Origin of the sequence: Pelomonas sp. CA6, assembly GCF_022549225.1 — a bacterium.
In the GTDB taxonomy this organism is placed as follows: Bacteria; Pseudomonadota; Gammaproteobacteria; order Burkholderiales; family Burkholderiaceae_C; genus Roseateles.
In genome coordinates, this window is sequence record NZ_JAKZFD010000001.1 from 789,937 (window position 1) to 814,336 (window position 24,400).

Below are 24,400 nucleotides of genomic sequence, written 5' to 3' on the forward strand. Positions count from 1 at the left end.
TTCAGCGGGGGGAGGGTGGGGTGGCGGACGCGGTGCTCTGCGCATGCGCGTCCAGGAAGACCCATTCGCCCCGCCGCGCGAACTCGCTCAGCCGGGCGCGCCATGGGGCGGGGTCGGAGCAGCCCATGTCGCCGTGCGGCATGTCTTCGTTGGCGGCGGCGGTGGGGGCGGTCGCCATCACCCGCAGATGGCGGGAGTAGCGCTGCGGCCAGGGCGCTCCCAGGCCCAGCCGGCGGGAGAGGGCCACGGCGATGGTGCGCGTCATGAGGTTGGGCGAGGACTGCTGCCACAGCGATTCGGCGGCCTGCGCGCAGCCCGCCCGCTGCTCGGCGTCGACCGGGTTGTTGCAGCGCTCCATCAGCGCGTGGAAGGGCGGGAGCCCGGGCTGGTTGAGTCGCGCGATCAGCTGCTGTTGCTCGACCTCGCTGAACAGCCCGGGACGCTGCGCCCCGGGCAGACTGGTCAGCCGCTGCATCAGTTCGGCCTGATGGCTGTTGAATTCGCGCGTGCCCGCAAGCTCGGCCGTCGACAGCGGGTGGGATTCCTGCTCGCTGCGCGTCAGCCAGGCGGCGAGGTTGCTGGGCTCCACCTGGGTCCAGCGCGTCGCGGCGCCGCGCGGGCAGCCGGGCAGGGCGGCGCAGTCTGCGCTTCGCGAGGCGGCCAGCGCGAGGACCCGGGGATCGCGGCTGGTCTGTGCCTGCCGATGCAGCGCCAGCAGCGCGCCGTCGTTGTGGGTGTCCAAAAAGCGCGCGATGGCCAGCGACACCTCATCGCCACGCTGCTGCAGCGCGGCGATCCAGTCCTGCACCACACGGGCCTGGATCTGCGCCTTGGCCCGGTGGGCCGGCCATTCGGCCAGGCGCCGGTCCAGCTGTTGCGCATCCAGCGTGCCTTGTTCCTGCTCCAGGCTCTGCAGCACCGAGTCCTGGAACTGCGCATAGGCCTGGGCGCCGTGGCTGCACCACTGTGCGTCCAGCTCGCGCAGTTGCGCGTCGGTCAGCGGCGGGTAGCCCGCGGTGGGCGCGGGCCGCGGGCCCGGCGGCGCCGCGCTGGCGCCGGGCGCTGGCGTGTCGGTGGGGCCGGCCGAGGCCGGCGCTCGCGCGGGGGCCGCAGAGCTGCGGGACCCGTCCGGCGTGCCATCCGCCCAGCGTCCGATCAGCAGGGCCAGCGCGATGGCCACGGCCAGCACGGCCGATCCGAGCAGCCAGCGGCGCGGCATGGCTCAGGCCAGCAAGTCCAGCAGCCGGTCCAGCCCGCCTTCGTTGATCGCGACCATGGCCTGCTCGCGCACCCGGGGCTTGGCGTGATAGGCGACCGACAGGCCGGCGGCGGACATCATCGGCAGGTCGTTCGCGCCATCGCCCACCGCGATGCACTGCGCGGGCGTGGCGCCGATCTCGGCGGCGCACTGCAGCAGCATGCGGCGCTTCTCCTCGCCGTCGCAGATCTCGCCCCAGGGCTGCATCAGCAACCGGCCGGTCAGCTGCCCGTCGACGATCTCCAGTTCGTTGCTGCGCACCCAGTCCATGCCCAGTTCGGCGGCCACATGGCGGGTGAAGAAGGTGAAGCCGCCAGAGACCAGCACCAGCTTGAGGCCAGCGGCCTTGAGCGCCGCGCACAGCGCGCGGGCGCCCGGGTTGAACTGCAGGCGTTCGCGCAGCACCTGCTCCAGCGCCGTCGCCGGCACGCCCCGCAGCAGCGCCAGGCGGCGGCGCAGGCTTTCCTTGAAGTCGGCGATCTCGCCGCGCATCGCGGCCTCGGTGATCGCCGCCACCTCGGCCTTGCGCCCCGCGGCCGCGGCGATCTCGTCGATGCACTCGATGTTGATCAGCGTCGAATCCATGTCGAAGGCGGCGAGACGGAAATCGGCCCGGCGCAGCGGCGGCGTGAAGCCTTGAATGACGAGATCGTTCATGGAGGTGTATCGGGTCGTGGGGAAGGGGCGGCGAATGGAGTCAGTCTTGCTTGGGCGGGCCCAGCAGGCGCAGCACCTCGCGGATGGCCTGCGCGCGGTCCTTGGGGTCGGAGAGCTGTTTGTCGATGCGCAGCTTCTCGTTGCCCACGAGCTTGATGTTGCGGTTCTTCTGCACCAGGTCGATCACGCGCATCGCGTCGATCGGCGGGTTGGGACGGAAGGCGATGTTCATCACCGTGGGCGCGGCGTCGATCTTCAGCACGCCATAGGGCTTGGCCAGCACGCGCAGCCGGTGCGTGTCGAACAGGGTCTGGCCCTGCGCGGGGAGCTTGCCGAAGCGGTCGGTGATCTCCTCCAGCATGGCGTCGATCTGCTCGGGCTTGTCGGCGGTGGCCAGGCGCTTGTACAGCGACAGGCGCACATGCACATCGCCGCAGTAGGCGTCGGGCAGCAGCGCGGGCGCATGCAGGTTGATCTCGGTGGTGGCCGACAGCGGCGAGAGCAGGTCGGGCTCGCGCCCGGCCTTCAGCGAGCGCACCGCCTCGGCCAGCATCTCGTTGTAGAGCTGGAAGCCGACCTCCATCATGTTGCCGCTCTGGTTTTCGCCCAGCACTTCGCCGGCACCGCGGATCTCCAGGTCGTGCATCGCGAGGTAGAAGCCCGAGCCCAGCTCTTCCATGGCCTGGATGGCTTCCAGGCGCTGCGCGGCCTGCTTGGTCAGGCCTTCGACGTCGGGCACCATCAGGTAGGCATAGGCCTGATGGTGCGAGCGGCCGACGCGCCCCCGCAGCTGGTGCAGCTGCGCGAGGCCGAATTTGTCGGCGCGAGAGATCACGATGGTGTTGGCGCTGGGCACGTCGATGCCGGTCTCGATGATGGTGGAGCACAGCAGCACGTTGTGCTTGCCGGCGACGAACTCGCGCATCACCCGCTCCAGTTCGCGCTCGGGCATCTGGCCGTGGGCGACAACGATGCGCGCCTCGGGCAGCAGCTCTTCGAGCTTCATGCGCCGGTTCTCGATGGTCTCGACCTCGTTGTGCAGGAAGTAGACCTGGCCGCCGCGCTTGAGCTCGCGCAGCACGGCTTCGCGGATGGTGCCGCTGTTCTCGGCGCGCACAAAGGTCTTGATCGCCAGGCGGCGCTGCGGCGCGGTCGCGATCACGCTGAGGTCGCGCAGGCCCTCCAGCGCCATGCCCAGCGTGCGCGGGATGGGCGTGGCGGTGAGGGTGAGCACGTCCACCTCGGCGCGCATGGCCTTCATCGCCTCCTTGTGGCGCACGCCGAAGCGGTGTTCCTCGTCGATCACCAGCAGGCCCAGGCGCTTGAACTTCACCTCCGCCGACAGCAGCTTGTGCGTGCCGATGACGATGTCGATGGAGCCGTCGGCCAGGCCCTCCATCGCCGCCTTGATCTCCTTCGCGGAGCGGAAGCGGCTCATCTCGGCCACCTTCACCGGCCATTTGCCGAAGCGGTCGGCGATGTTCTGGTAATGCTGCTCGGCCAGCAGCGTGGTGGGCGCCAGCAGCGCGACCTGCTTGCCGCCCATCACCGCGACGAAGGCGGCACGCAGCGCCACCTCGGTCTTGCCGAAGCCCACGTCGCCGCAGACCAGCCGGTCCATGGGCTTGGGGCTGATCATGTCCTGGATCACCGCATGGATGGCGGCGCGCTGGTCCGGCGTTTCCTCGAAGCCGAAGCTGGCGGCGAAGGCCTCGTAGTCGTGCGGCGAGTAACGGAAGGCATGGCCCTCGCGCGCGGCGCGGCGGGCGTAAAGGTTGAGCAGCTCGGCGGCGGTGTCGCGCACCTGCTCGGCGGCCTTGCGCCTGGCCTTGTCCCACTGGCCGGAACCCAGCTTGTGCAGCGGCGCCTCTTCGGCCGAGACGCCGGTGTAGCGGCTGATCAGATGCAGCTGCGCCACCGGCACGTAAAGCGTGGCCTTGTCCGCGTACTCCAGATGCAGGAACTCGCTGGGGCCGTCGCCCAGGTCGATGTGGATCAGGCCCTGGTAGCGGCCGATGCCGTGGTTGGTGTGGACCACCGGGTCGCCGACCTTGAGCTCCGACAGATCCTTGATCAGCGCGTTGACATCGCTGACCTGCTCCTGCTTGCGCCGCCGCCGCGTCGTCGGCGTGGTGGCGAACAGCTCCGTCTCGGTGAAGAACTGGACCTGGTGCGCGCCATCGGGCTCGACCCAGAAGAAGCCCGCCGCCAGCGGCGCCGCGGCGATCGCGAACTTCTCGTCGCCGATCAGGAATTCGGCCAGGTCCGCCACCGACGGCGGGTCGATCTTGTTGTCGCGCAGCAGCTCCAGCAGGCTTTCGCGCCGGCCCTCGCTCTCGGCCAGCAGCAGCACGCGGTGCGGCGTGGACTTCAGGTGCCCGGCCAGGCGGGCCAGCGGCTCCTGCGCGCCGCGCTCCACGCTGACATCGGGCAGCGGCCGCGCATAGTCCACCGGCTCCTGGCCCCGCACGGCCAGCACCGCGTGGCGGTGGGTGGCGGCGAAGAACTCCTCGGGGCGCAGGAAGATCTCCTCCGGCGCCAGGATGGGGCGCTCCGGGTCGTGCTGCAGGAAGCGGTGGCGCTCGCGCGTGTCGCTCCAGAAGCGCTGCAGCGCCTCGTCCACCTCGCCATGCAGCACCAGGCCGGCCTCGGCGGGCAGGTAGTCGAACCAGCTCGCGACCTGGTCGAAGAACAGCGGCAGGTAATACTCGATGCCCGCGGTGGCGATGCCGGTGTCGATGTCCTTGTAGAGGCGCGACTTGGTCGGGTCGCCGTCCATCTTCTCGCGCCAGCGCGCGCGGAAGGCCTTGCGCGCGGCCTCGTCCATCGGGAATTCGCGGCCCGGCAGCAGCCGCACCTCGGGCACCGGATAGAGGCTGCGCTGGCTGTCGGGGTCGAAGGTGCGGATGGAGTCCACCTCGTCTCCGAACAGGTCGACCCGGTAGGGCACCAGCGATCCCATCGGGAAGAGGTCGATCAATCCGCCGCGCACCGCGTATTCGCCCGGCGAGACCACCTGGCTCACATGCTGGTAGCCGCCCAGCGTGAGCTGGGCCTTCAGTGAGGCCTCGTCCAGGCGCTGCTTCTGCTTGAAGTGAAAGGTGGTGGCGGCCAGAAAGCTGGGCGGCGCCAGCCGCGTCAGCGCCGTGCTGGCCGGCAGCAGCACCACGTCCAGATCGCGCTGCTCCACGCTCTTGCCGCCCGCCTGCAGCAGCCGCCACAGCGTGGCCAGGCGTTCGGAGATCAGGTCCTGGTGCGGGCTGAAGCTGTCGTAGGGCAGGGTCTCCCAGTCGGGGAACACGGCCACGCGCAGCTCCGGCGCGAAGAACTTCAGCTCGTCCTCCAGCCGCTGCGTGTCGCCCGGTTCCGCGGTGACGATCACCGCCAGGCGTCCGGCCTGGACCTGCTGGCGCGCGAAGCGCGACAGCAGCAGCGCGTCGGCCGAACCGACGGGGCGGGGTTGACTGAATTTCTTGCCGGGTTGGATGAGGGGCAGCTGCATGGGGGGCGGGCGCACAAATGGGAACAGCCCCGCACAGGGGCTTGGGGCATTGTAGGGATCGCGCGATGGTTTAATCCCAGCGCGACGGTCGTCAGATCAACCGGGGGGACCCAATGGCGCTGCAGGTGGGGATTTATCTGTTCGACGAGGTCGAGGTGCTGGACTTCGCCGGACCGTTCGAGGTCTTTTCCACCGCGGCGCGGCTGCAGCGGCGCGAGGGACTGGCCGCCTCGTTCGAGGTCCACACGCTGGCCGCCACGGTGGCGCCGGTGCGCGCGCGCGGCGGGCTGGCGGTCAGCGCGTCGGCGACGCTGCAGGGCCACCCGGCGCTGGACGTGCTGCTGGTGCCGGGGGGCGTGGTCAGCGCGGAACTGGCGCGGCCGGGGCTGCGCGACTGGCTGGTGGGCCAGAGCCGCCGGTTGCGCGTGCTGGCCTCGATCTGCACCGGTGCCTTCCTGCTGGAGCAGGCCGGTCTGCTGGACGGCCGCGAGGCGATCACGCACTGGGAAGACCTGGAGGACCTGCGCCGCGCGTCGCAGGCCTCCGGTTCCGGGTTGCATGTGATCGAGCAGCAGCGCTGGGTCGAGGCTCGCCCGCTGGCCGGCGAGCAGGGGCCGTGCCGGCTGTTCAGCTCGGCCGGCATCTCGGCCGGCATCGACCTCAGCCTGCACTTGGTGGCCGAACTGGCCTCGGCCGAGCTGGCGCGCCGTACCGCGCGGCAGATGGACTATGACTGGCGCGGCGTCGACGGCGCGGTGCTCCAGGCGGCGGGCGGCGCACCGGGGCGCTGACAGGCAGCCGGGCGCGCGGGCCCCGTCAGCCAGCCACCCGGCGCTCGCGCCACTGCACCGGCTGGACACCGTCGGCCAGCGCGCGGGCGCGCAGCTGGCCGCAGCCGCCGTCCACGTCCTGGCCGGCGGAATCGCGCAGCTTGGTGAGCACGCCGCGCTGGTGCAGCTGCCGCGCGATCTCGCGGGCGCGCTCCCAGCTGGGACGGCGGAAGGGCAGCTCGGGCACGCTGTTGTAGGGGATCATGTTGAGCACGCCATAGCGGCCCTTGAGCAGCGCGACGATGCCGTCCAGCTCGTCCTCGCCGTCGTTGACGCCCTCCATCAGGGTCCACTGATACTGGATGGGATAGCCCGTGTCGCGGGCATAGCGTTCGCCGGCCTCGACGATCTCGCGCGGGCTCAGCCGCGGCGCGCGCGGCAGCAGCCGTGCGCGCAGCTCGGCCTTGGTGGTGTGCAGCGACAGCGCCAGCGCCGGCCGCACCGGGCCCGCGCCGGCACCCGTCAGGCGCTCGAACACACGCGGGTCGCCGACGGTGGACAGCACCAGGTTCTTGTGTCCGATGTTGCCGGCCGTGCCCAGCAGCGTGATCGCCTCCATCACCGCGTCCAGGTTGTGCGAGGGCTCACCCATGCCCATGAAGACGACCTTTTTCACCGCCCGCTCGCGCCGCGCCAGCGCGACCTGGGCCACGATCTCGGCGCTGGAGAGCTGGCGGATCAGCCCGTCGCGCCCGGTCATGCAGAAGGCGCAGCCCACCGCGCAGCCCACCTGGCTGGAGACGCACAGCCCGTCGCGCGGCAGCAGCACGCTTTCCACCGTCATGCCGTCGCCAAGGCCGACGAGCAGCCGCGCCGAGCCGTCCTCGCCGGGGTGGCGCTGCAGCAGCCGCGCCAGGCCGGCCAGCTCGTCCATCAGCGCCGGCAGGGCCTGGCGCAGCGCCTGGGGCAGGAAATGCTCCAGCTTGCGCCGGCCCTGGTCCAGCGGCAGGGCCTGCACCCAGTGGCGCAGCACGCGGTCGCGATGGGCCTCATTGGCGCCCAGCGCGGCGAGGCGCTGGCTCAGGTCGGGGAGCGAGATCACGGGAATTCAGCTGCGTAAGTAAATGCGAAGCCGGGGCGAAAGCGGTCGCCTGGGCTAAGCTCGCGGGCTTTGGTTTGAACAGAGAGGCCGGTTGCCATTGGCGGCCGGACAGGGATTGTCTCCGATGTCTGAAGCTCTTGCCCCTTCCGCCACCCGCGTCGGCCATGCCGGACTGCGCCAGCGCCTGATGTCCGCCGAGGCGGCGGCCGAGCTGATCCCGCCCGGTGCCCATGTGGGCATGAGCGGCTTCACCGGCGCGGGTTATCCCAAGCAGGTGCCGCAGGCGCTGGCGGCGCGCATCGCGCGCGAGAACGACGCGGGCCGGCCTTTCCGCATCGGGCTGTGGACCGGTGCCTCCACCGCGCCCGAGCTGGACGGCGCGCTGGCGCGCGTCAACGGCGTGGAGATGCGGCTGCCCTACCAGTCGGACCCGACCAGCCGCAAGCGCATCAACGCTGGCGAGATGGAGTACACCGACATCCACCTGAGCCATGTCGCGCAATACGTGTGGTTCGGCTTCTTCGGGCCGCTGGATGTGGCGGTGGTTGAAGTCGCGGGCGTGCTGCCCGACGGGCGGCTGATCCCCTCCAGCTCGGTGGGCAACAACAAGACCTGGCTGGACCAGGCCAAGACCGTGATCCTGGAAGTCAACCGGCGCCAGCCGCTGGCGCTGGAGGGCATGCACGACATCTACTACGGCACCGAGAGGCCGCCGCATCGCCGGCCCATCCCCATGGTGCGGCCCGACGAGCGCATCGGCGAGCCCTATCTGCGCGTGGACCTGGACAAGGTGATCGCGGTCGTCGAGACCGACCTGCCGGACCGCATGAGCCAGTTCGCCGAGCCGGACGCGGTCTCGCAGGCCATCGCCGGCCACCTGATCGACTTCCTGCAGCACGAGGTCAAGATGGGCCGGCTGGGACCGGCGCTGCTGCCGCTGCAGTCCGGCGTGGGCAACATCGCCAACGCCGTGCTGGCGGGCCTGAACCAGGGACCGTTCGAGAACCTGAACGCCTACACCGAGGTGTTGCAGGACGGCATGCTGGCCATGCTCAAGAGCGGCAAGCTGGCGTCCGCGTCGGCCACCGCGCTGTCGCTGAGCCCGGAGGCGAACGCCGAGTTCGAGCGCGAGATCGAGTTCTACCGTCAGCGCATCGTGCTGCGCCCGCAGGAGATCAGCAACCATCCGGAGCTGATCCGCCGCATGGGCCTGATCGCGATGAACGCGATGATCGAGGCCGACATCTACGGCAACGTCAACTCCACCCACGTGATGGGCTCCAGCATCATGAACGGCATCGGCGGCTCGGGCGACTTCGCGCGCAACGCCTACCTGTCCATCTTCATGACGCCGTCGGTGGCCAAGGACGGCCACATTTCCTGCATCGTGCCCATGGTTTCGCATGTCGACCACACCGAGCACGACGTGCAGATCATCGTCACCGAGCACGGCCTGGCCGACCTGCGCGGCCTGAGCCCCAAGGAGCGCGCCGCGCTGGTGATCGGCCGCTGCGCCCATCCGGACTACCGGCCGCTGCTGCAGGACTACTTCGAGCGCGCGCGCCGCGGCGGTGCGGGCCAGCACACGCCGCACCTGCTGGACGAGGCGCTGAGCTGGCACGGCCGCTACCTGAAGCGCGGGGACATGCGGCCGTGATCGTCCGCGAAAGGCCCTCGGGCCTGCGCCTGTTCTTCGTGCTGCGCGGGTCCATCCTGAAGCAGATCCGCTGGGTGCTGCTGGCCAACATCGCCGTGGCGCTGGCCGTGACCTGGAGCCACGGCACGCTGTTCGAATACAAGCTGCAGGTCACGACCATCCCCTTCACGCTGATGGGGCTGCCGCTGGCCATCTTCCTGGGCTTTCGCAACAACGCCTGCTACGACCGCTACTGGGAGGCGCGCAAGCTCTGGGGCGACATCCTGCTGCGCAGCCGCAACCTGGCGCGCCAGCTGCTGAGCCTGGTCGACGCGCCGCGGGGCGACGCTGAACCGGACCCGCGCCCGCGCATGATCCGGCGCACCATCGCCTTCGCGCATGCGCTGAAACACCACCTGCGCGACACCGAGGACCGCGACGCGGACGTGCGCCACTGGCTGGACGATGGCGAGTGGCAGGCGCTGGCGCGGGCCCGCAACAAGCCCCATGCGCTGCTGATGAGCATGGGCCAGGACCTGCTGGCCTGCCGGCGCGCCGGCCGCGTGGACAGCATGCTGAGCGCCAGCGTCGACGCGACCCTGTCCGGGCTGAGCGCTGCCGCTGCGGGCTGCGAGCGCATCAAGAGCACACCGCTGCCCTTTCCGTACACGCTGCTGCTGCACCGCACCGCCTACCTGTACTGCTTCCTGCTGCCCTTCGGGCTGGTGGACGCGATGGGGCTGATGACGCCGGTCGTGGTGGCCATCGTGGCCTACACCTTCTTCGGCCTGGACGCGCTCGGCGACGAGATCGAGGAGCCCTTCGGACTCTACGCCAACGACCTGCCGCTGGACGCGATCGTGCGCACGCTGGAGGTGGACCTGCGCGAGGCGCTGGGCGACGAGGACCTGCCGCCGCCACTGCAGCCGGTGGACTATTGTTTGATGTAGCCGCGGCCGGCACCGGCCGGGGCCGCCCCCTAGAATGCCGGCCATGACGACCTTTCCCGTGGGCCTGACGCCGCGCTGCTTCGCGCTGGTGCCGGCCGCCGGGGTGGGCGCGCGCTCCGGCGCCGACCGCCCCAAGCAATATGTGCCGCTGGCCGGCCAGGCCATGATCGCGCACACGCTGGCCGCGCTGGCGGCGGTGCCCGAGATCGAGGCCACGCTGGTGGTGCTGTCCCCCGAGGACGGTGAATTCGAAACCGCGGTGCCAGGTTTTGCCGGCGCGCGCGCCTGGGTGGCGCGCTGCGGCGGCGCCAGTCGCGCCGAGACCGTGGCGAACGGCCTGCAGGCGCTGCGCGAGCGCGGCGTTCAGGCGCATGACTGGGTGCTGGTGCACGACGCCGCGCGCTGCCTGTTGCGGCCCGAGTGGGTGCGGCGGCTGATCGCCGAATGCGCCGACGACGAGGTCGGCGGCCTGCTCGCGCTGCCGGTCGCCGACACGCTGAAGGAGGCCGCGCAGGGCCGTGTCGGCGCCACCGTGGACCGGCGCGGCAAGTGGGCCGCGCAGACGCCGCAGATGTTCCGCTGGGGGCTGCTCGCGCCGGCGCTGGCGCCGGTGCTGCAGGGGCAGGGCGAGCACATCACGGATGAGGCCAGCGCCGTCGAGGCGCTGGGCCACGCGCCCCGTCTGGTGGAGGCGTCCATGGAGAATTTCAAAGTGACCTATCCGGCCGACTTCGCGCTGGCCGAACGACTGCTGAGGAGCCGCGCATGACCATCGAGACCGACGCCGACATCCAGGGCCTGACGGCGGCCGGGCATGCCGTCTCCAGCGTGCTCAAGCGCATGCTGGACGCGGTGCGCCCGGGCCTGAGCACGCGCGAGCTGGACGAGATGGGCGCGCACTGGCTCGCCGAGTTCGGCGCGCGCTCGGCGCCGGCCACGCGCTACAACTTCCCCGGCGCCACCTGCATCAGCATCAACGAGCAGGCCGCGCATGGCATCCCGGGCGCGCGCCTGATCGCCAAGGGCGACGTGGTCAACATCGACGTGTCGGCCGAGCTGGATGGCTATTACGCCGACACCGGCGGCACCTGCGTGGTGCCCCCGACCACGCCGCAAAAGACGCAGCTGGTGTTCGCCGCCCGGCGCGCGCTGGACGAGGCGTTGAAAGAGGTGCGCGACGGCGCGCGGCTGAACCGCATCGGCCACGCGATCGAGCGCGTGGCGCGCGCCCACCGGCTGCGCATCATCGAGAACCTGTGCAGCCATGGCGTGGGCCGATCGCTGCACGAGGAACCCGAATCCATCCCCGGCTACTACGACCCCAGCGACACCCGCGTGCTGCGCGAGGGCATGGTGATCACCATCGAGCCCTTTCTGTCGACCAAGAGCCGCTGGGCTGAGGAGGAGGCGGATGGCTGGACGCTGTCCTGCGCCAAGGGCAATCTGTCGGCGCAGTTCGAGCACACGCTGATCGTCACCCGCGGCGCGCCGCTGGTGCTGACCCGCCACTGAACGCCGCCCCTCCCGCGCACCCGATCCGAGGAAACCGATGAACCCGATGAATTTGAGGATAGGCGAGGGCTGGGACACCCACCAGCTGGTCACCGGCCGCCCGCTGATCCTGGGCGGCATTGCCATCCCGCACAGCCACGGGCTGCTGGGCCATTCCGATGCCGACGCGCTGGCCCACGCGATCACCGACGCGCTGCTGGGCGCCGCGGCCCTGGGCGACATCGGCAAGCTCTTCCCCGACACCGCCGCCGAGTTCAAGGGCGCCGATTCGATGCTGCTGCTGGCCGAGGCCACGCGGCGCGTGCGCGAGCAGGGCTGGCAGATCGTCAACATCGACAGCACCATCGTTGCTCAGGCGCCCAAGATGGCGCCCCATATCCCTGCGATGCGCGAGCGCCTGGCCGCGGTGCTGGGCGTGGCGCCGCAGCAGGTCAACGTGAAGGCGAAGACGGCCGAGAAAATGGGGCCGGTTGGCGAGGGCCGCGCGATCGAGGCGCGCGCCGTCTGCCTGTTGGCGGCCGTGGCCGCCTGAGCCCCGCCTTGGCGGCGGGCGGCCGTCGCTTCAGCCGGTCGCCTTCTTGAGCCGCACCAGGCTCTGGAAGCCGCCGTCCGGCGCATTGCCCAGCGCGAGCTGGCCGCCCATGCGCTGCAGCGACTTCTCGACGATGGCCAGGCCCAGGCCGGCGCCGGTCGCCGCGGTACGCGCGGCGTCGCCACGGAAGAAGGGCGTGGTGAGCTTGGAAAGCTTGTCCGGCGGCACGCCGGGCCCGTGGTCGCGCACCTGCAACTGCACCCAGGAGCCCTGGATGCTGGCGCTGACGTCCACCAGCGCCGGTTCGTCGGGTCCGTGGCCGTAGCGGCGCGCGTTCTCGAACAGGTTCAGCAGCACGCGCGCCAGCTCGGTGCTGTCGCCCCAGACCTTGAGACCCTCGGGCACGTTGACCTGGATGCGGATCTGCTGCGGGTCGCGGAAGGCCATGGCCTCGCGCTCCACCAGCTCGGCCAACTCCAGGCTTTCCTGCTGCATGTCGCTGGGCCGGGCATAGTCCATGAACTTGTTGATGATGGCGTCGAGCTGGTCGATGTCCAGCGCCATGTAGTGGCGCGCCTGCTCGTCGCTGACGCTCATCTCCACCTCCAGCCGCAGCCGCGCCAAGGGCGTGCGCAGGTCGTGCGAGATGCCGGCCAGCATCACGCTGCGGTCTTCCTCCATCTTGGCCAGCTCGCGCGCCATGCGGTTGAAGCCCATGTTGACCTCGCGGATCTCGCTGGTCAGGGTGCTTTCGTCCAGGCGTGAGTCGTACTCACCCTCGCGGATGCGGCCGGCGGCGATGGAGAGTTCGCGCAGCGGCTGGTTGATCAAGCGCGCGATCGCCGCCGCGCCCAGCAGCGAGGCCACCAGTGCGATCAGCAGCCACCACCAGTTGGTCGACAGCGTGACCTGCAGCGGCACCGGGCTGGTCTGCAGCCAGAAATGGTCCTCGCCGATCGCGAAGCGCACCCACAGCCCGGGGACGCCGTTGAGGCTGCGCGCCACCACGGTTTGTGGCCCCAGCCGGCCCACCAGCTCGCGGTTCAGCCGCTGCGCGAAGGGCGTGGTGTCGAAGGCCTGCCATTGGTCGCCGGCCTCGGCCACCTCGACCTGCACGGCCTCGCTGCGCGACAGCGACTTCACCGTCGCGACGCGGTTGATCGGGTCGCTGTTCTCCAGCGCGATGCGCGACAGATTGACCAGCCCAGCGAGCTGCTGCGCGGTGTCCAGCGCGCGCGGCTCGGCTTCCAGGGCCTTGAAGGTCTGTTGCCAGGCCAGCACCCCGGCCGCCAGCAGCAGGGCCAGCAGCGCGAAGGTGCGCCAGAAGAGATTGAGGGCGAGACGGGGTGGAGCCACGGCGCGGGCGGTCTACGGTCAGGGCCGAAGGCTCAGGCGTTCTCGTCGGGCACGAAGACGTAGCCCACGCCCCAGACGGTCTGGATGAAGCGCGGCTGGGCCGGGTCTTCCTCCAGCAGCTTGCGCAGGCGTGAGACCTGCACGTCCAGGCTGCGGTCGAAGGGCTCGAACTCTCGGCCGCGCGCCAGCATGGCCAGCTTGTCGCGCGACAGCGGCTGGCGCGGATGGCGCACCAGGGCCTTGAGCATGGAGAACTCGCCGGTGGTCAGCGGCACGGGCTCGCCGTTCTTGGCCAGGCGGCGCAGCGCGAGGTCGAACTCGAAGGGGCCGAAGACCACGGTCATGGGCTCCTTGGACGGCGCGCCGGGCGCCTCGGGCGGCGGGCGGCGGCGCAGCACCGCGTTGATGCGCGCCAGCAGCTCGCGCGGGTTGAAGGGCTTGGCCAGGTAGTCGTCGGCGCCCACCTCCAGCCCGACGATGCGGTCCACCTCCTCGACCTTGGCGGTGAGCATGATGATGGGCGTGTTGTCGCCGGCGGCGCGCAGGCGGCGGCAGACGGACAGGCCGTCCTCGCCCGGCAGCATCAGGTCCAGCACGATCAGGTCCACGGTCTCGCGGGTGAGCTGCTTGTTCAGCGCCTTGCTGTCCTCGGCCAGCAAGACTTCAAAGCCTTCCTGGCTCAGGTAGCGGCGCAGCAGATCGCGGATGCGCGCATCGTCGTCGACGACGAGGATGCGGTTGGCACGGCTGTTGTTCTGCATGACGGTCCTCCTTCAGCAGGGAATTTGTAACAGGGCCATTGTGGGGGTGTTTTTCTGCGGATTTAGCGGCTCGCTGCAGCGTTTACCGGTTTGTAACAACTCGGCCCGCAGGGCCGTGCTGTCCCCGTCGCATCGGGGATTGGCAGCGTTCGCGGCCGCGATTGCTGCGGTTTATGGTCGAAATCGCCGCTCCACAGCGGTTATTCTGAAAGTCTGTTCCCATCAATCAGGAGGTTCCCGATGTCCCGCAAAGCTCTTGTCCTTGCGATCACCGCCCTGTCGGCCAGCCTGGGCGCCTTGAGCGCCCAGGCCGCGCCGGGCGACGGTCCGCACCGCGACGTGATCACGCTGTCGGCCACCGGGTCCGCCGAGGTCAGCCGCGACACCATTCAGCTGGTGTTCTCCACGACCAAGGAGGGCAGCGACGCCGGCCAGGTCCAGGCGCAGCTCAAGCAGGCGCTGGATGCTGCGCTCACCGAGGCGCGCAAGATCGCCAAGCCCGGCGGCCAGGTGGAGGTGCAGACCGGCAACTTCTCGCTCTATCCGCGCTATGCGCAACAGGCGAAGAACGCCGGGCCGCAGATCACCGGCTGGCAGGGCAGTGCCGAGCTGATGGTGGAGGGCAAGGACATCACCGCGATCTCCCAGCTCAGCGGCCGCATCGCCAGCATGAGCATCGCGCGGGTGGGCTACGGCCTGTCGCGCGAGGCGCGCGAAAAGCTGGAGTCCGAGGTGACCGCCCAGGCCATCGAGCGCTTCAAGCTGAAGGCGGCCGACTACGCCCGCCAGTTCGGCTACAAGAACTGGCAGCTGGGCGAGGTCAGCGTCAACGCGGACCAGGCCGTGCCGCCCATGCCCATGATGGCGGCGCCGCGCTTCAAGGCCGCGATGGCGGGGGCCGACGAATCGCTGCCGGTCGAGGCGGGCAAGGCCACGGTCAGCGCCACGGTCAGCGGTTCGGTGCTGTTGAGCAAGTAAGCGCTTGGCGCGCGGGGCGGCCAGGCCGCCCCGCCGCCGCTTACTGCGCGGTCCAGCCGCCGTCCAGTGCCCAGGACTGGCCGCGCACATTGGCGGCGGCCTCGGAGCACAGGAACACGGTCAGCTCGCCCAGTTGCTCGGGCGTGGTGAACTGCAGCGAAGGCTGCTTCTCGGCGAGCAGGCGGCGCTTGGCCTCGTCGCCATCCACGCCGTCGGCCAGCGCGCGCGCGTCCACCTGCTTCTGCACCAGCGGGGTCAGCACCCAGCCGGGGCAGATCGCGTTGACGGTGACGGGCGTGGTGGCGGTCTCCAGCGCGACGGTCTTGGTCAAGCCCACCAGGCCATGCTTGGCGGCAACGTAGGCGGACTTGTTCGTCGACGCCACCAGGCCGTGCACCGACGCGATGTTGACGACGCGGCCCCAGCCGCGCTGCTTCATGCCCGGCAGGGCCAGGCGCATGGTGTGGAAGGCGGAGCTGAGGTTGATCGCGATGATCGCGTCCCAGCGCTCGATGGGGAACTCGTCCAGCGGCGCCACATGCTGGATGCCGGCGTTGTTGACCAGGATGTCGCAGCCGCCGAAATCGCGGTCGATCTGCGCCATCATCTCGGCGATCTGCGCCGGCTGGCTCATGTCCGCGCCGTGGTAGCCCACGCGTATGCCATGCGCCGCGCCGGCCTCGCGCACCAGGGCCTGAGGTTCCTCGGCGTCGCCGAAGCCGTTGAGCACGACGTTGGCGCCCTGGCGGGCCAGACTCAGTGCAATCCCCAATCCGATTCCGCTGGTCGAGCCAGTCACCAATGCTGTCTTGCCATTCAACATGCCTTAGCCTCGCGAGGGTTGTTAGGATGAGTCCAAAGGATAAGCGCGATGACTGAACCCCGGCTGAAATCAGTGCCATGTCTCAACCCCTGCGGCCTGCATCGCATGGCCTATTGGGAGTGGGGCGACGCGACCAACCCGCGCGTGGTGGTCTGCGTGCATGGGCTGTCGCGCCAGGGGCGGGATTTCGACGCGCTGGCGCGCGAGCTGGCGGCGGAGTTCCGCGTCGTCTGCCCGGACGTGGTCGGGCGCGGCGCGTCCGACTGGCTGATGGATCCGTCGCGCTACCAGGTGCCGCAGTACCTCGCGGACATGATCACGCTGATCGCACGCTTAGACGTCGAACAACTGGCCTGGGTGGGGACCTCCATGGGCGGGCTGATCGGCATGGCACTGGCGGCGCTGCCGGGCAGCCCGGTGGCGCGGCTGGTGCTCAATGACGTCGGGCCGCGCATCGAGTTCGAGGCGCTGCAGCGCATCGCCGGCTACCTGGGGCGGGCGCCGCTGTTCGAATCGCTGCAGCAAGGCGCGGACTATCTGCGCAGCATCTCGCAGGGCTTCGGTCCGCAGAGCGAGGCCGAGTGGCTGGCGCTGTCCGCTCCCATGTTCAAGCCGGAGGGGGACCAGCTGCGGCTGCACTACGATCCGCGCATCGCCCAGGGCCTGGCCGGGCTCACGCCGGAGCTGGCTCAGGCCGGCGAGGCGCAGCTGTGGATGGCCTATGACGCACTGCGCTGCCCCACGCTGCTGCTGCGCGGCGCGGAGTCCGACCTGCTGACCGCGGCGACCGCCGAGGCGATGACGCAGCGCGGCCCGCGCGCCACGCTGCTGACCTTGAGCGGCATCGGCCATGCCCCCATGTTGAACAAGCCGGAGCAGATCGCGCCGGTGAAGGATTTCCTGCGCGGCCTTGCGCCCGCGTGATGTCGAGAAGTTTGGACCATCGCGAATGAAGACGGAGTTGGGGCTGCGCGCCGAGCAGGCGGCGCCCATCGTGGCACTGCTGGATGAAGACCTGCCGCACCGCCTGCCCGGCGCGGCGCCCAGCGAGGACGATGAACAGGACGAAGACCCGCTGCGCCGGGCGCGCCGCTTTGCCGCGCCGCTGCTGCGCGGCGAGGTGCTGGACAGCGGCGAGCCGGCGCTGGCGCATGCCGACGGCGTGGCGGCCATCCTGGCCGGCATTGGCGCCGCGCCGGCGATGCAGGCCGCCTCCTACCTGGTCTATGCCGGCGACTACCTGAACAAGCCCGAGGAGACCGTGGCCCGCGCCTTCGGCGACAGCTATGCCGGGCTGGTGATGCACACGCGGCGCCTGGTGCAGATCCAGCGCGCGGCGCGCGAGGCCGAGGTCGAGCAGCAGCGCCGCCAGGAGCAGACCGAGCTGGTGCGCAAGATGCTGCTGGCCTTTTCGCGCGATCTGCGCGTGGTGCTGCTGCGCCTGGCCTCGCGGCTGCAGACCCTGCGCTGGCATGCCGCCAGCAAGACGGACTGCCCCAAGGCCCTGGCCAGCGAGTCGCTGCAGGTCTTCGCACCGCTGGCCAACCGGCTGGGCATCTGGCAGATCAAATGGGAGCTGGAGGACCTGTCCTTCCGCTTCCTCGAACCCGAGGCCTACCGCGACCTTGCGCGTGCGCTGCACGAGAAGCGCCTGGAACGCGAGCAGGCGGTGGAGACCGCGCGCGCGCAGCTGGAGGCGCAGCTGCGCGGCTTCGGCGTCTCGGCCGAGGTGCAGGGGCGGCCCAAGCATCTCTACAGCATCTGGAAGAAGATGCGCGGCAAGGGGCTGGACCTGGCGCGCGTGTTCGACCTGCGCGCGCTGCGCGTGATCGTGCCCAATGTGCAGGCCTGCTATGTCGTGCTGTCCAAGTTGCACGAGCTGTACCAGCCGGTCGACGGCGAGTTCGACGACTACATCGCCAAGCCCAAGCCCAACGGCTACCAGTCGCTGCACACCGTGGTGATCGCCGCGGACGGCAAGGCCATGGAGGTGCAGATCCGCACCCGCGAGATGCATGAGCACGCCGAGCACGGCGTGGCCGCGCACTGGGCCTACAAGGAGGCCGGCACCAAGGGTTACGCGGGCGTCAGCGCCGCGGGCGAGTTCGAGGAACAGGTGGCGCAGGCGCGCAAGGCCGTGCTGCGTCAGCTGCTGGCCTGGGAGCGCGACTTCGCCGCGGGCGGGGGCGGCGGCCCCGCGTTCGACGACCGCATCTACGTCTTCACGCCGCAGGCCAACGTGGTGGAGCTGTGTGCCGACGCCACCGCGATCGACTTCGCCTACGCGCTGCACACCGACCTGGGCCACCGCTGCCGCGGCGCCAAGGTCGACGGGCAGATGGTGCCGCTGAACACGCCGCTGCGCAGCGGGCAGACCGTGGAAGTGAGCTCGGTGAAGGAGGGCGGGCCGTCGCTGGACTGGCTCAACCCCGAACTGGGCTATCTGCAAAGCCCGCGCAGCCGCGCCAAGGTGCGCGCCTGGTTCAACGCCCAGGTGCAGGCCCAGACCCGCGCCAAGGGCCGCGAGCTGGTCGAAAAGCTGCTGCAGCGCGAAGGCCGGACCGCGATCAAGCTGGAGGAGCTGGCCTCGCGCCTGGGCTTCAAGAACGCCGACGCGTTGTTCGAAGTGGTGGGCAAGGACGAGTACTCGCTGCGCAACATCGAGACCCTGCTGCGCCCGCCCAAGCCCGAGGCCGACGAGGACCAACTGCTGGCGCAGAAGCACACCCGCTCGACCCGGCCCGGTGCCGGCGGCAGCGGCGTGCTGGTTGTCGGCGTGGATTCGCTGCTGACCCAGCTGGCGCGCTGCTGCCGGCCCGCGCCGCCCGATGCCATCACCGGCTACGTGACGCGCGGCAAGGGCGTGGCCATCCATCGCTGCGACTGCGCCAACCTGCGCCAGATGGCCGCCAGCAGCCCCGAACGTGTGATCGCCGTGGCCTGGGGCGAGCCGGCCAGCGACAAGGGTGGGAAACCGGTGCTCTATCCGGTGGACCTGGTGCTGGAAACCCAGGACCGCCCGGGCCTGTTGCGCGACGTGCTGGAAGTGTTCGCCAAGGACAAGCTCAACGTCACCTCGGTCAACCACCAAAGCGGCCAGGGCCGCCCGGCGCGCAGCGATCTGTCGCGCATGAACTTCACCGTCGAAGTCAGCGATGCCGCGCGGCTCAATCAGACATTGACGGCGCTGACCCAGCTCAAGGGCGTGCGCAGCGCGCGGCGGCGCTGAACGAGCCCGCGCACGGGGCAGCCCCGTGCCGTGGCCTTGCCTGGCTTCAGAGAGAAAAGTCGCGCAGCTGTAGACACATCAAAAAAATGCGTGCTATACTGCGAAGCTCTTCAGGCGCGTAGCTCAGTTGGTTAGAGCACCACCTTGACATGGTGGGGGTCGTTGGTTCGAATCCAATCGCGCCTACCAAATTCGGTAGGAACAAAAGCCCGGCACGATAAATTTCGTGCCGGGCTTTTTGTTTGGTCGGGTGCTGCTGAATGGGAATTCAGCGGCCACATGTGCGTCGTCCCACCGACGCCGGTCGCATCGAGCCGGCTTCCCTGAAGCTGGAGCCCCGGCTGGCGCCCCCCCGTTATCACACCTGTCTGGGGTATCCATCGGGGATTGCCGCAGCGCCCACCTGCCAGCCTTGGCAGTTGCCGCATTCGTTCCAGCTCGCCATCGTTGCGTGAGCCAACGGGGAGGCGAGATGGGGCAGTCTCAGAATTCCGCTTTGAGGTGGGCCATCGCCATCGTGGCGATTTTGTTCTATAGCGTCGGCGCCGGAGCCGCTGACCCCGGCGGCACCGAGGAAAGCTCGGATTCCTTCACCGCGCCAGGTCCGAGCCGGGAGCCCAGCCCTCGCCCCGTCGAGCCGTTGGCTGCGTCGGTTGCCGTTCCGTCCTTCTTTGATGAGCAGGGCAAGCTCATTCGTGGACATCAGGCGCCCGCGGCGTTGGGGCCTCAGCTGTTCGGTGATCAAGTCGACCTGTACACGGGCGCATTGAGGTTTGTCCAAACGGATGTCCATCTACCGGGCAACAGTGCATTGCCGGTGAGCATTGGTCGACGGCGAGACGCGGGCTGGAGCAGCGGCATTCGCGGGCACTTTGGCGATTGGGAGAGCGATGTTCCTCGGCTCTACAGCACGGGGTCCACGCGAAAGGGCTGGGTCGGAAAGCAGGACAGTGCCGCGCGGTGTTCCGCTCTGGGGCTGCCCAGGTCCGAGGTGGGGGGGGGTGGGATCCCCGTCCTTCAGTCCGCGGGCCTTCTGGGGTGGCGTATATCTCCTCGCCCCTGGCGCTGAGAACCTGGAGGTCCTGTATAGCCTTGGAAACTCGGTGCCGTCGCCATCGGACGGCCAAGCCTATCCGCTGTCCGCGGCGGGCAACTGGTTCCTACGCTGTCTGGATCGCATTGCCAATGGGGTTGGTGAAGGGTTCGTGGCGCTCAGCCCAGCGGGTACTCATTACCGCTTCGATTGGCTGGCGTCCCGGTCGATCGCGGCGTTGGAGGACTTGGGCGGAAGCATGGGTCGAAGTGAATTCTGGCTGATGCCCACGCTGATCACCGACCGGTTCGGCAACTGGGTGCGCTACACCTACGATGCCGCGAACCCATGGCAGCTGCTGCACATCGAGGCCAGCGATGGCCGCCGGTTGAGCCTGAGCTATGAGCCGTCGTCTTCGGGATCAGACGTGGCGCGGATAGCAATGGTGAGCGATGGCGTCCGTACCTGGCGCTATCGCTACGACGGCGAAGGAAGCCTGAAATCGTTGGTCTTGCCGGATTCCAGCCAATGGCTTTTTGACCTGGAAGGGCTGGACACCCGCGTGGGCGGTTGGAACCTCGGCGACACCAACTATTGCAGCGACTACCCGGTCTATCCTCCACCGCCGGACTTCGTGGGGCGCATGACTCATCCGTCCGGCGCTGTGGGGCGTTTCGTGACTCGATGGGTGGAGCATCAGCGCTACCAGACCACCAGCAAATGCGAGTACGTGGGTGTCAATCTCGGCAACGAATCGTCGACGGCAAAGTTCAATCCCTATCCCTCCCGTTGGTGGACGCAGGCGATCGCCGAAAAGCAGCTCCATGGCCCCGGTGTTGTCGAACTGCGGTGGACTTACCAGTGGCAATACGGCGGTGGCGGCGTCAAGCACGTGCTGGTCGGCGACCCTCAGGCGCGAGTCACCCGCTATACCTATGGCGCCACCTACAACGTCAATGAAGCCCAGCAGCTGAGCATTGATGAAGGCTGGGATGGCAGCGCTGCGCTGCGCACGACCTTGCTGCGCTACCGCGCGGTGAACTTGTCACCCTATATCGATTCCTATGGCGTCAGCACGGTGAGGACTAGCAACCCTCTATCGCAGCGCAGGCGGCCCGTGGATCGCCGGGAGCGCTTGCAGCAGGGCGTGAGTTTTGTCTGGGAGGCGACGGCGTTCGACACCTTGGCGCGGCCGGTGAACATTACGCGCTCCAACACCTTGGGTCTGCAACGCAGCGAACTCATCGCTTATCACGACCACTTGGGCAAATGGATTTTGAGCCAGGTGGCCAGCACCTCCGAGTCCAGCACCAATGCCGTGCTGGAGGCCACCACCTTCAGCCCCGCGTCTGCGTTACCCGAGAACAGCTATGAGTTCGGCAAGCTCAAGGCCAGCTATGCCTTCAACCCGGACGGGACTCTGCTCATGCACAAGGATGGCGCCGGGAACACGACGACCTACTCCAGCTACAAACGCGGGCTGCCCCAGCACATTGGCTATGCCGACGGTAGCAGTGAGTCGGCGGTGGTCAATGAACTCGGGCTGATCACCAGCCTGACCAATGCCGCGGGCTATACCACCGGATATGGCTACGACGCCATGGGGCGCTTGAATCTCATCGTGCCACCCAGCGGCGATCCCGTGGCCTACAACGCCACCGCCATCGTCTTCGAACCCGTGAACACTGATGAGTTTGGTCTGGCGGCAGGTCATTGGCGCCAGACGCTCAGCCGCGGCAATGCACGCACGGTCACCTACTTTGACGGGCTGTGGCGCCCGGTGATGCAACGCCGCTTCGACGCCTCCGACGAGGCCGGCACCCGCAGCGTCATCGTGCGCGCCTTCGATGCGGACGGGCGCACGGTCTACGAGAGCTACCCCCAGCGCGACGTGGGCAGCGTGAATGAGACGCCCGCAGGCAAGCGCCACCACTTCGATGCCTTGGGACGGAATAACCGCAGCGACGCGGACAGCGAGTTGGGCCTTCTGTCCTCCACCACGGACGCCCTCGGTGGCTTCCAGACGCGCAACACCAACGCGCGAGGGATCGCCGCCACCTCCAGCTTCTGGGTCCTGGATGATCCGGAGCAGTTCCGGCTGGCCGGCGTGAGCGCTGCGGAGGGCGTGACGGTCGTCATTGGCCGAGACCTGTTCGGCAAGCCACTGAACATCACGCGTAGCGGTGTGTACAACGGCCAGGGCATCAGCGTGACGCGCCGCTATGTATACGACAGCGGTCAGCGTCTATGCAAAACCATCGACCCCGAGTCCGGCGCCACGGTTCAGGACTATGACGCGGCGCACAACATCGCATGGCGGGCGCCTGGGCAAAACCTCCCGGACCCCCTGTCCTGCGATACGGGGAGCGTGGGCGCCGAGGCCAAGATCAGTTATGGCTACACGCCAAAGAACCAGCTGCAGAGCACCCGTTACGGCGATGGCAGTCCAGGCATCACGCGAACCTATACCCCGGATGGCCTGCCGTGGACCGTGGTCAGCAACGGCAGCACCTGGACCTACGGCTACAACCGGCTGCGTCTTCCCGTCAGCGAAGTGCTGAACTTCGGTGGCCAGGACTATGTGATTGGCTGGGGCGTGGATGCGAACGGCAGCCTCAGTTCCATCAGCTACCCCGGCGGCCGAAGTTTTTCGTACAGCCCAAATGCGCTGGGGCAAGCGCGTCAGCTCGGCCCGTACGCCAGCAAGGTCAGCTTTCACCCCAACGGCGCGGTCGCCGGGTTCGTGTACGGCAACAGCATCCAGCACTCGCTGACCCTCAACGTGCGCGGCCTGCCTTTGCAGAACCGCGACGGCGGGGTGATCCACGACCAGTACAGCTACGACGCCAACGGCAACGTGGTCGGCATTGCGGATCTGCAGGAAAGCATCTTCAACCGGAGTCTTGGCTATGACGGCCTGGACCGCCTGACCAGCGCCAGCGCTCCCAACGTCTGGGGCAGCGCCAGCTATGGCTACGACCCGGTGGACAACCTGCGCTCCGCGGTGGTCGGCGTCCGCAACAGTCTCATGAATTACGACACCACCAATCGCCTCGTCAGCATGGTGACGAACGGCGGTACGACGAACTACAGCTACGACGCATCGGGAAATCTGCGCGCCAAGGGGCTGCAGACCTTCACCTTCGACCTTGGCAACCGACTCAGCAGCGCATCTCTGGGGGGCAGTTATACCTACGATGGGCTAGGGCGACGGATCAGGCTGGTCAGTACGGACGGCTCGACCCGCATCCAGGTTTACAGCCAAGGCGGGCAGTTGTTGTGGGCCAGCAGTGCCGGCGGGGCCCGCCCGCCTAGCAGCACCGCCTATATCTATCTGGGTGGCAAGCAGATTGCAGAAAGCAGTTCCGCAACCGGTGACCAGTATGTGCATACGGACACCCTGGGCAGTCCGGTAGCGCATACCAACGCCTTGGGTTCGCTGATGAACCGCACCCGTTATGAACCCTATGGTTACACGGCCGCAGGCACCAAGCCCGGTGCGGCAACCAGCGTGATTGGCTTTACGGGGCACGTGAATGATGCGGAAACGGATCTGGTGTATATGCAGCAGCGGTACTACGATCCGATTGCGGGGAGGTTCCTATCTGTGGACCCCATCGTTACGGACACCAATACGGGAAATGGATTTGGAAGGTACGTTTACACCGAGAATAATCCGCTGCGTTATAAAGATCCTGACGGGCTCAAATGTTCCGGCACTGGCGACGACGCCAAATGTACAGTCGATCTGGTAGACGGAAAGGCGATTGACAGAACGAAGCTTTCAGATGCCCAGAAGACGCAAATCGGTAAAATTGAATCCGCGCTCACTACAGCATATAAGGGAGCGCTGGCCAATGCGGAAACGAAATTCAGCTTGCAGCAAGATGCGGCCGGTAACAAGGGCGAGGTGACGGGCAAAGAGATTGCGGGCATTCTTAAGGAGTCGACCGTCGATCTGCTGTCGAAGGGTGGTGGTGATGGAAGAATGGCGGAAGCGGGATACTCGTCAGGTCAGCCTGGAATTAATTTCTTTTCGAAAAATATCGAAAAAAACTCGAGTCAAAGCCTTAAAGAGGTGGCGGCGCATGAATCAATTCATTTGGCACGGGAGTTCAAGCTAATGCCATTTCGTGCTGGAGATGGACACAATAAATGGTTTGATCCTGCAGTGAAAGAATTGATCAAGATTTCGGATGGGGCAAAGAAATGAGTCGCAAGGCAAAGATGGCTAGCGCTTTTTTATACGCAGGGGATATGTTGATAATTTTGATTTCATTGTTTGCCGCCGAGGCTCAGGC

At 68.3% G+C, this 24,400-nt stretch carries 17 protein-coding genes and 1 tRNA gene; 11 read left to right on the forward strand and 7 right to left on the reverse strand.

Annotated features, from left to right (window positions below; translation table 11 throughout):
• Nucleotide 1 precedes the first annotated feature (1 nt).
• From LZ017_RS03575 to mfd, 3 genes are read right to left on the reverse strand one after another with little or no spacing between them, the layout of a single operon-like run.
• On the reverse strand, nucleotides 2-1,219 hold the full coding sequence (locus LZ017_RS03575) for a hypothetical protein (RefSeq protein WP_241298649.1): 1,218 nt from the start codon (nucleotides 1,217-1,219) through the stop codon (nucleotides 2-4).
• 3 nt (nucleotides 1,220-1,222) lie between these two features.
• Nucleotides 1,223-1,915, reverse strand: coding sequence for a phosphoserine phosphatase SerB (gene serB, locus LZ017_RS03580; RefSeq protein ID WP_241298650.1), 693 nt, complete (start codon nucleotides 1,913-1,915; stop codon nucleotides 1,223-1,225).
• A 40-nt stretch (nucleotides 1,916-1,955) separates the two neighbouring features.
• A complete protein-coding gene (mfd, locus tag LZ017_RS03585) occupies nucleotides 1,956-5,417 on the reverse strand; it encodes a transcription-repair coupling factor (RefSeq protein WP_241298651.1) in 3,462 nt (1,153 codons plus the stop codon).
• Between the two features lie 113 nt (nucleotides 5,418-5,530).
• Here mfd and LZ017_RS03590 point away from each other — a divergent pair, with 113 nt between their 5' ends.
• Nucleotides 5,531-6,208 carry a DJ-1/PfpI family protein gene (locus tag LZ017_RS03590; RefSeq protein ID WP_241298652.1) on the forward strand — a complete coding sequence of 226 codons (678 nt, stop codon included), beginning with the start codon at nucleotides 5,531-5,533 and terminating at the stop codon, nucleotides 6,206-6,208.
• Nucleotides 6,209-6,233: 25 nt separating this feature from the next.
• On the opposite strand, the gene LZ017_RS03595 is transcribed toward LZ017_RS03590, so the two are convergent.
• Nucleotides 6,234-7,286 carry an RNA methyltransferase gene (locus LZ017_RS03595; protein WP_241298723.1) on the reverse strand — a complete coding sequence of 351 codons (1,053 nt, stop codon included), beginning with the start codon at nucleotides 7,284-7,286 and terminating at the stop codon, nucleotides 6,234-6,236.
• A gap of 127 nt (nucleotides 7,287-7,413) precedes the next feature.
• On the opposite strand from LZ017_RS03595, the gene LZ017_RS03600 reads away from it, so the two are divergent.
• Genes LZ017_RS03600 through ispF form a run of 5 tightly spaced genes read left to right on the forward strand, consistent with a single transcriptional unit; the run spans nucleotide 7,414 to nucleotide 11,919 of the window.
• The gene (locus tag LZ017_RS03600; RefSeq protein WP_241298653.1) at nucleotides 7,414-8,946 is read left to right on the forward strand and encodes an acetyl-CoA hydrolase/transferase family protein; all 1,533 of its coding nucleotides are present in this window, start codon (nucleotides 7,414-7,416) and stop codon (nucleotides 8,944-8,946) included.
• On the forward strand, nucleotides 8,943-9,875 hold the full coding sequence (locus tag LZ017_RS03605; protein ID WP_241298654.1) for a bestrophin family protein: 933 nt from the start codon (nucleotides 8,943-8,945) through the stop codon (nucleotides 9,873-9,875). The genes LZ017_RS03600 and LZ017_RS03605 overlap by 4 nt, the downstream gene beginning before the upstream one ends.
• Before the next feature lie 43 nt (nucleotides 9,876-9,918).
• Entirely contained in the window at nucleotides 9,919-10,644 is a 726-nt protein-coding gene (ispD, locus tag LZ017_RS03610; protein ID WP_241298655.1) for a 2-C-methyl-D-erythritol 4-phosphate cytidylyltransferase, read from the forward strand.
• Nucleotides 10,641-11,387, forward strand: a complete 747-nt coding sequence (gene map / locus LZ017_RS03615) for a type I methionyl aminopeptidase (RefSeq protein WP_241298656.1) — start codon at nucleotides 10,641-10,643, stop codon at nucleotides 11,385-11,387. Before ispD ends, map begins: the two co-directional genes overlap by 4 nt.
• Nucleotides 11,388-11,424: 37 nt before the next feature.
• Complete coding sequence (gene ispF / locus LZ017_RS03620) at nucleotides 11,425-11,919, forward strand: 2-C-methyl-D-erythritol 2,4-cyclodiphosphate synthase (protein ID WP_277604466.1); 495 nt, start codon at nucleotides 11,425-11,427, stop codon at nucleotides 11,917-11,919.
• A 30-nt stretch (nucleotides 11,920-11,949) separates the two neighbouring features.
• Here the strand turns inward: ispF and LZ017_RS03625 are convergent, their stop codons facing one another.
• Nucleotides 11,950-13,275 (reverse strand): ATP-binding protein, encoded by a 1,326-nt coding sequence (locus LZ017_RS03625; protein ID WP_241298657.1) that lies wholly within the window; start codon nucleotides 13,273-13,275, stop codon nucleotides 11,950-11,952.
• A 32-nt stretch (nucleotides 13,276-13,307) separates the two neighbouring features.
• Nucleotides 13,308-14,036: a two-component system response regulator OmpR gene (ompR, locus tag LZ017_RS03630; RefSeq protein ID WP_241298658.1), complete on the reverse strand. Its 729-nt coding sequence runs from the start codon at nucleotides 14,034-14,036 to the stop codon at nucleotides 13,308-13,310.
• A gap of 240 nt (nucleotides 14,037-14,276) precedes the next feature.
• Here ompR and LZ017_RS03635 point away from each other — a divergent pair, with 240 nt between their 5' ends.
• A complete protein-coding gene (locus LZ017_RS03635) occupies nucleotides 14,277-15,014 on the forward strand; it encodes an SIMPL domain-containing protein (RefSeq protein WP_241298659.1) in 738 nt (245 codons plus the stop codon).
• Between the two features lie 40 nt (nucleotides 15,015-15,054).
• Here the strand turns inward: LZ017_RS03635 and LZ017_RS03640 are convergent, their stop codons facing one another.
• A complete protein-coding gene (locus LZ017_RS03640) occupies nucleotides 15,055-15,837 on the reverse strand; it encodes a 3-hydroxybutyrate dehydrogenase (protein WP_241298660.1) in 783 nt (260 codons plus the stop codon).
• A 48-nt stretch (nucleotides 15,838-15,885) separates the two neighbouring features.
• On the opposite strand from LZ017_RS03640, the gene LZ017_RS03645 reads away from it, so the two are divergent.
• The 4 genes from LZ017_RS03645 (at nucleotide 15,886) to LZ017_RS03660 (ending at nucleotide 24,312) form a co-directional block, all read left to right on the forward strand.
• The gene (locus LZ017_RS03645) at nucleotides 15,886-16,761 is read left to right on the forward strand and encodes an alpha/beta fold hydrolase (protein ID WP_241298661.1); all 876 of its coding nucleotides are present in this window, start codon (nucleotides 15,886-15,888) and stop codon (nucleotides 16,759-16,761) included.
• Between the two features lie 25 nt (nucleotides 16,762-16,786).
• Nucleotides 16,787-19,066, forward strand: coding sequence for a RelA/SpoT family protein (locus tag LZ017_RS03650; RefSeq protein WP_241298662.1), 2,280 nt, complete (start codon nucleotides 16,787-16,789; stop codon nucleotides 19,064-19,066).
• 112 nt (nucleotides 19,067-19,178) lie between these two features.
• A tRNA-Val gene (locus LZ017_RS03655) sits at nucleotides 19,179-19,255 on the forward strand.
• A 1,127-nt stretch (nucleotides 19,256-20,382) separates the two neighbouring features.
• The gene (locus tag LZ017_RS03660; protein ID WP_241298663.1) at nucleotides 20,383-24,312 is read left to right on the forward strand and encodes an RHS repeat-associated core domain-containing protein; all 3,930 of its coding nucleotides are present in this window, start codon (nucleotides 20,383-20,385) and stop codon (nucleotides 24,310-24,312) included.
• The last annotated feature ends 88 nt before the right edge of the window (nucleotides 24,313-24,400 follow it).

Coding starts and splice junctions, on each gene's coding strand:
- LZ017_RS03645 (WP_241298661.1), top strand. CDS start 15,886: ATGACTGAACCCCGGCTGAAATCAGTGCCATGTCTCAACCCCTGCGGC.
- LZ017_RS03635 (WP_241298659.1), top strand. CDS start 14,277: ATGTCCCGCAAAGCTCTTGTCCTTGCGATCACCGCCCTGTCGGCCAGC.
- LZ017_RS03660 (WP_241298663.1), top strand. CDS start 20,383: ATGCCCACGCTGATCACCGACCGGTTCGGCAACTGGGTGCGCTACACC.
- serB (WP_241298650.1), bottom strand. CDS start 1,915: ATGAACGATCTCGTCATTCAAGGCTTCACGCCGCCGCTGCGCCGGGCC.
- mfd (WP_241298651.1), bottom strand. CDS start 5,417: ATGCAGCTGCCCCTCATCCAACCCGGCAAGAAATTCAGTCAACCCCGC.
- LZ017_RS03640 (WP_241298660.1), bottom strand. CDS start 15,837: ATGTTGAATGGCAAGACAGCATTGGTGACTGGCTCGACCAGCGGAATC.
- ispD (WP_241298655.1), top strand. CDS start 9,919: ATGACGACCTTTCCCGTGGGCCTGACGCCGCGCTGCTTCGCGCTGGTG.
- LZ017_RS03575 (WP_241298649.1), bottom strand. CDS start 1,219: ATGCCGCGCCGCTGGCTGCTCGGATCGGCCGTGCTGGCCGTGGCCATC.
- map (WP_241298656.1), top strand. CDS start 10,641: ATGACCATCGAGACCGACGCCGACATCCAGGGCCTGACGGCGGCCGGG.
- ompR (WP_241298658.1), bottom strand. CDS start 14,036: ATGCAGAACAACAGCCGTGCCAACCGCATCCTCGTCGTCGACGACGAT.
- ispF (WP_277604466.1), top strand. CDS start 11,425: ATGAACCCGATGAATTTGAGGATAGGCGAGGGCTGGGACACCCACCAG.
- LZ017_RS03590 (WP_241298652.1), top strand. CDS start 5,531: ATGGCGCTGCAGGTGGGGATTTATCTGTTCGACGAGGTCGAGGTGCTG.
- LZ017_RS03600 (WP_241298653.1), top strand. CDS start 7,414: ATGTCTGAAGCTCTTGCCCCTTCCGCCACCCGCGTCGGCCATGCCGGA.
- LZ017_RS03650 (WP_241298662.1), top strand. CDS start 16,787: ATGAAGACGGAGTTGGGGCTGCGCGCCGAGCAGGCGGCGCCCATCGTG.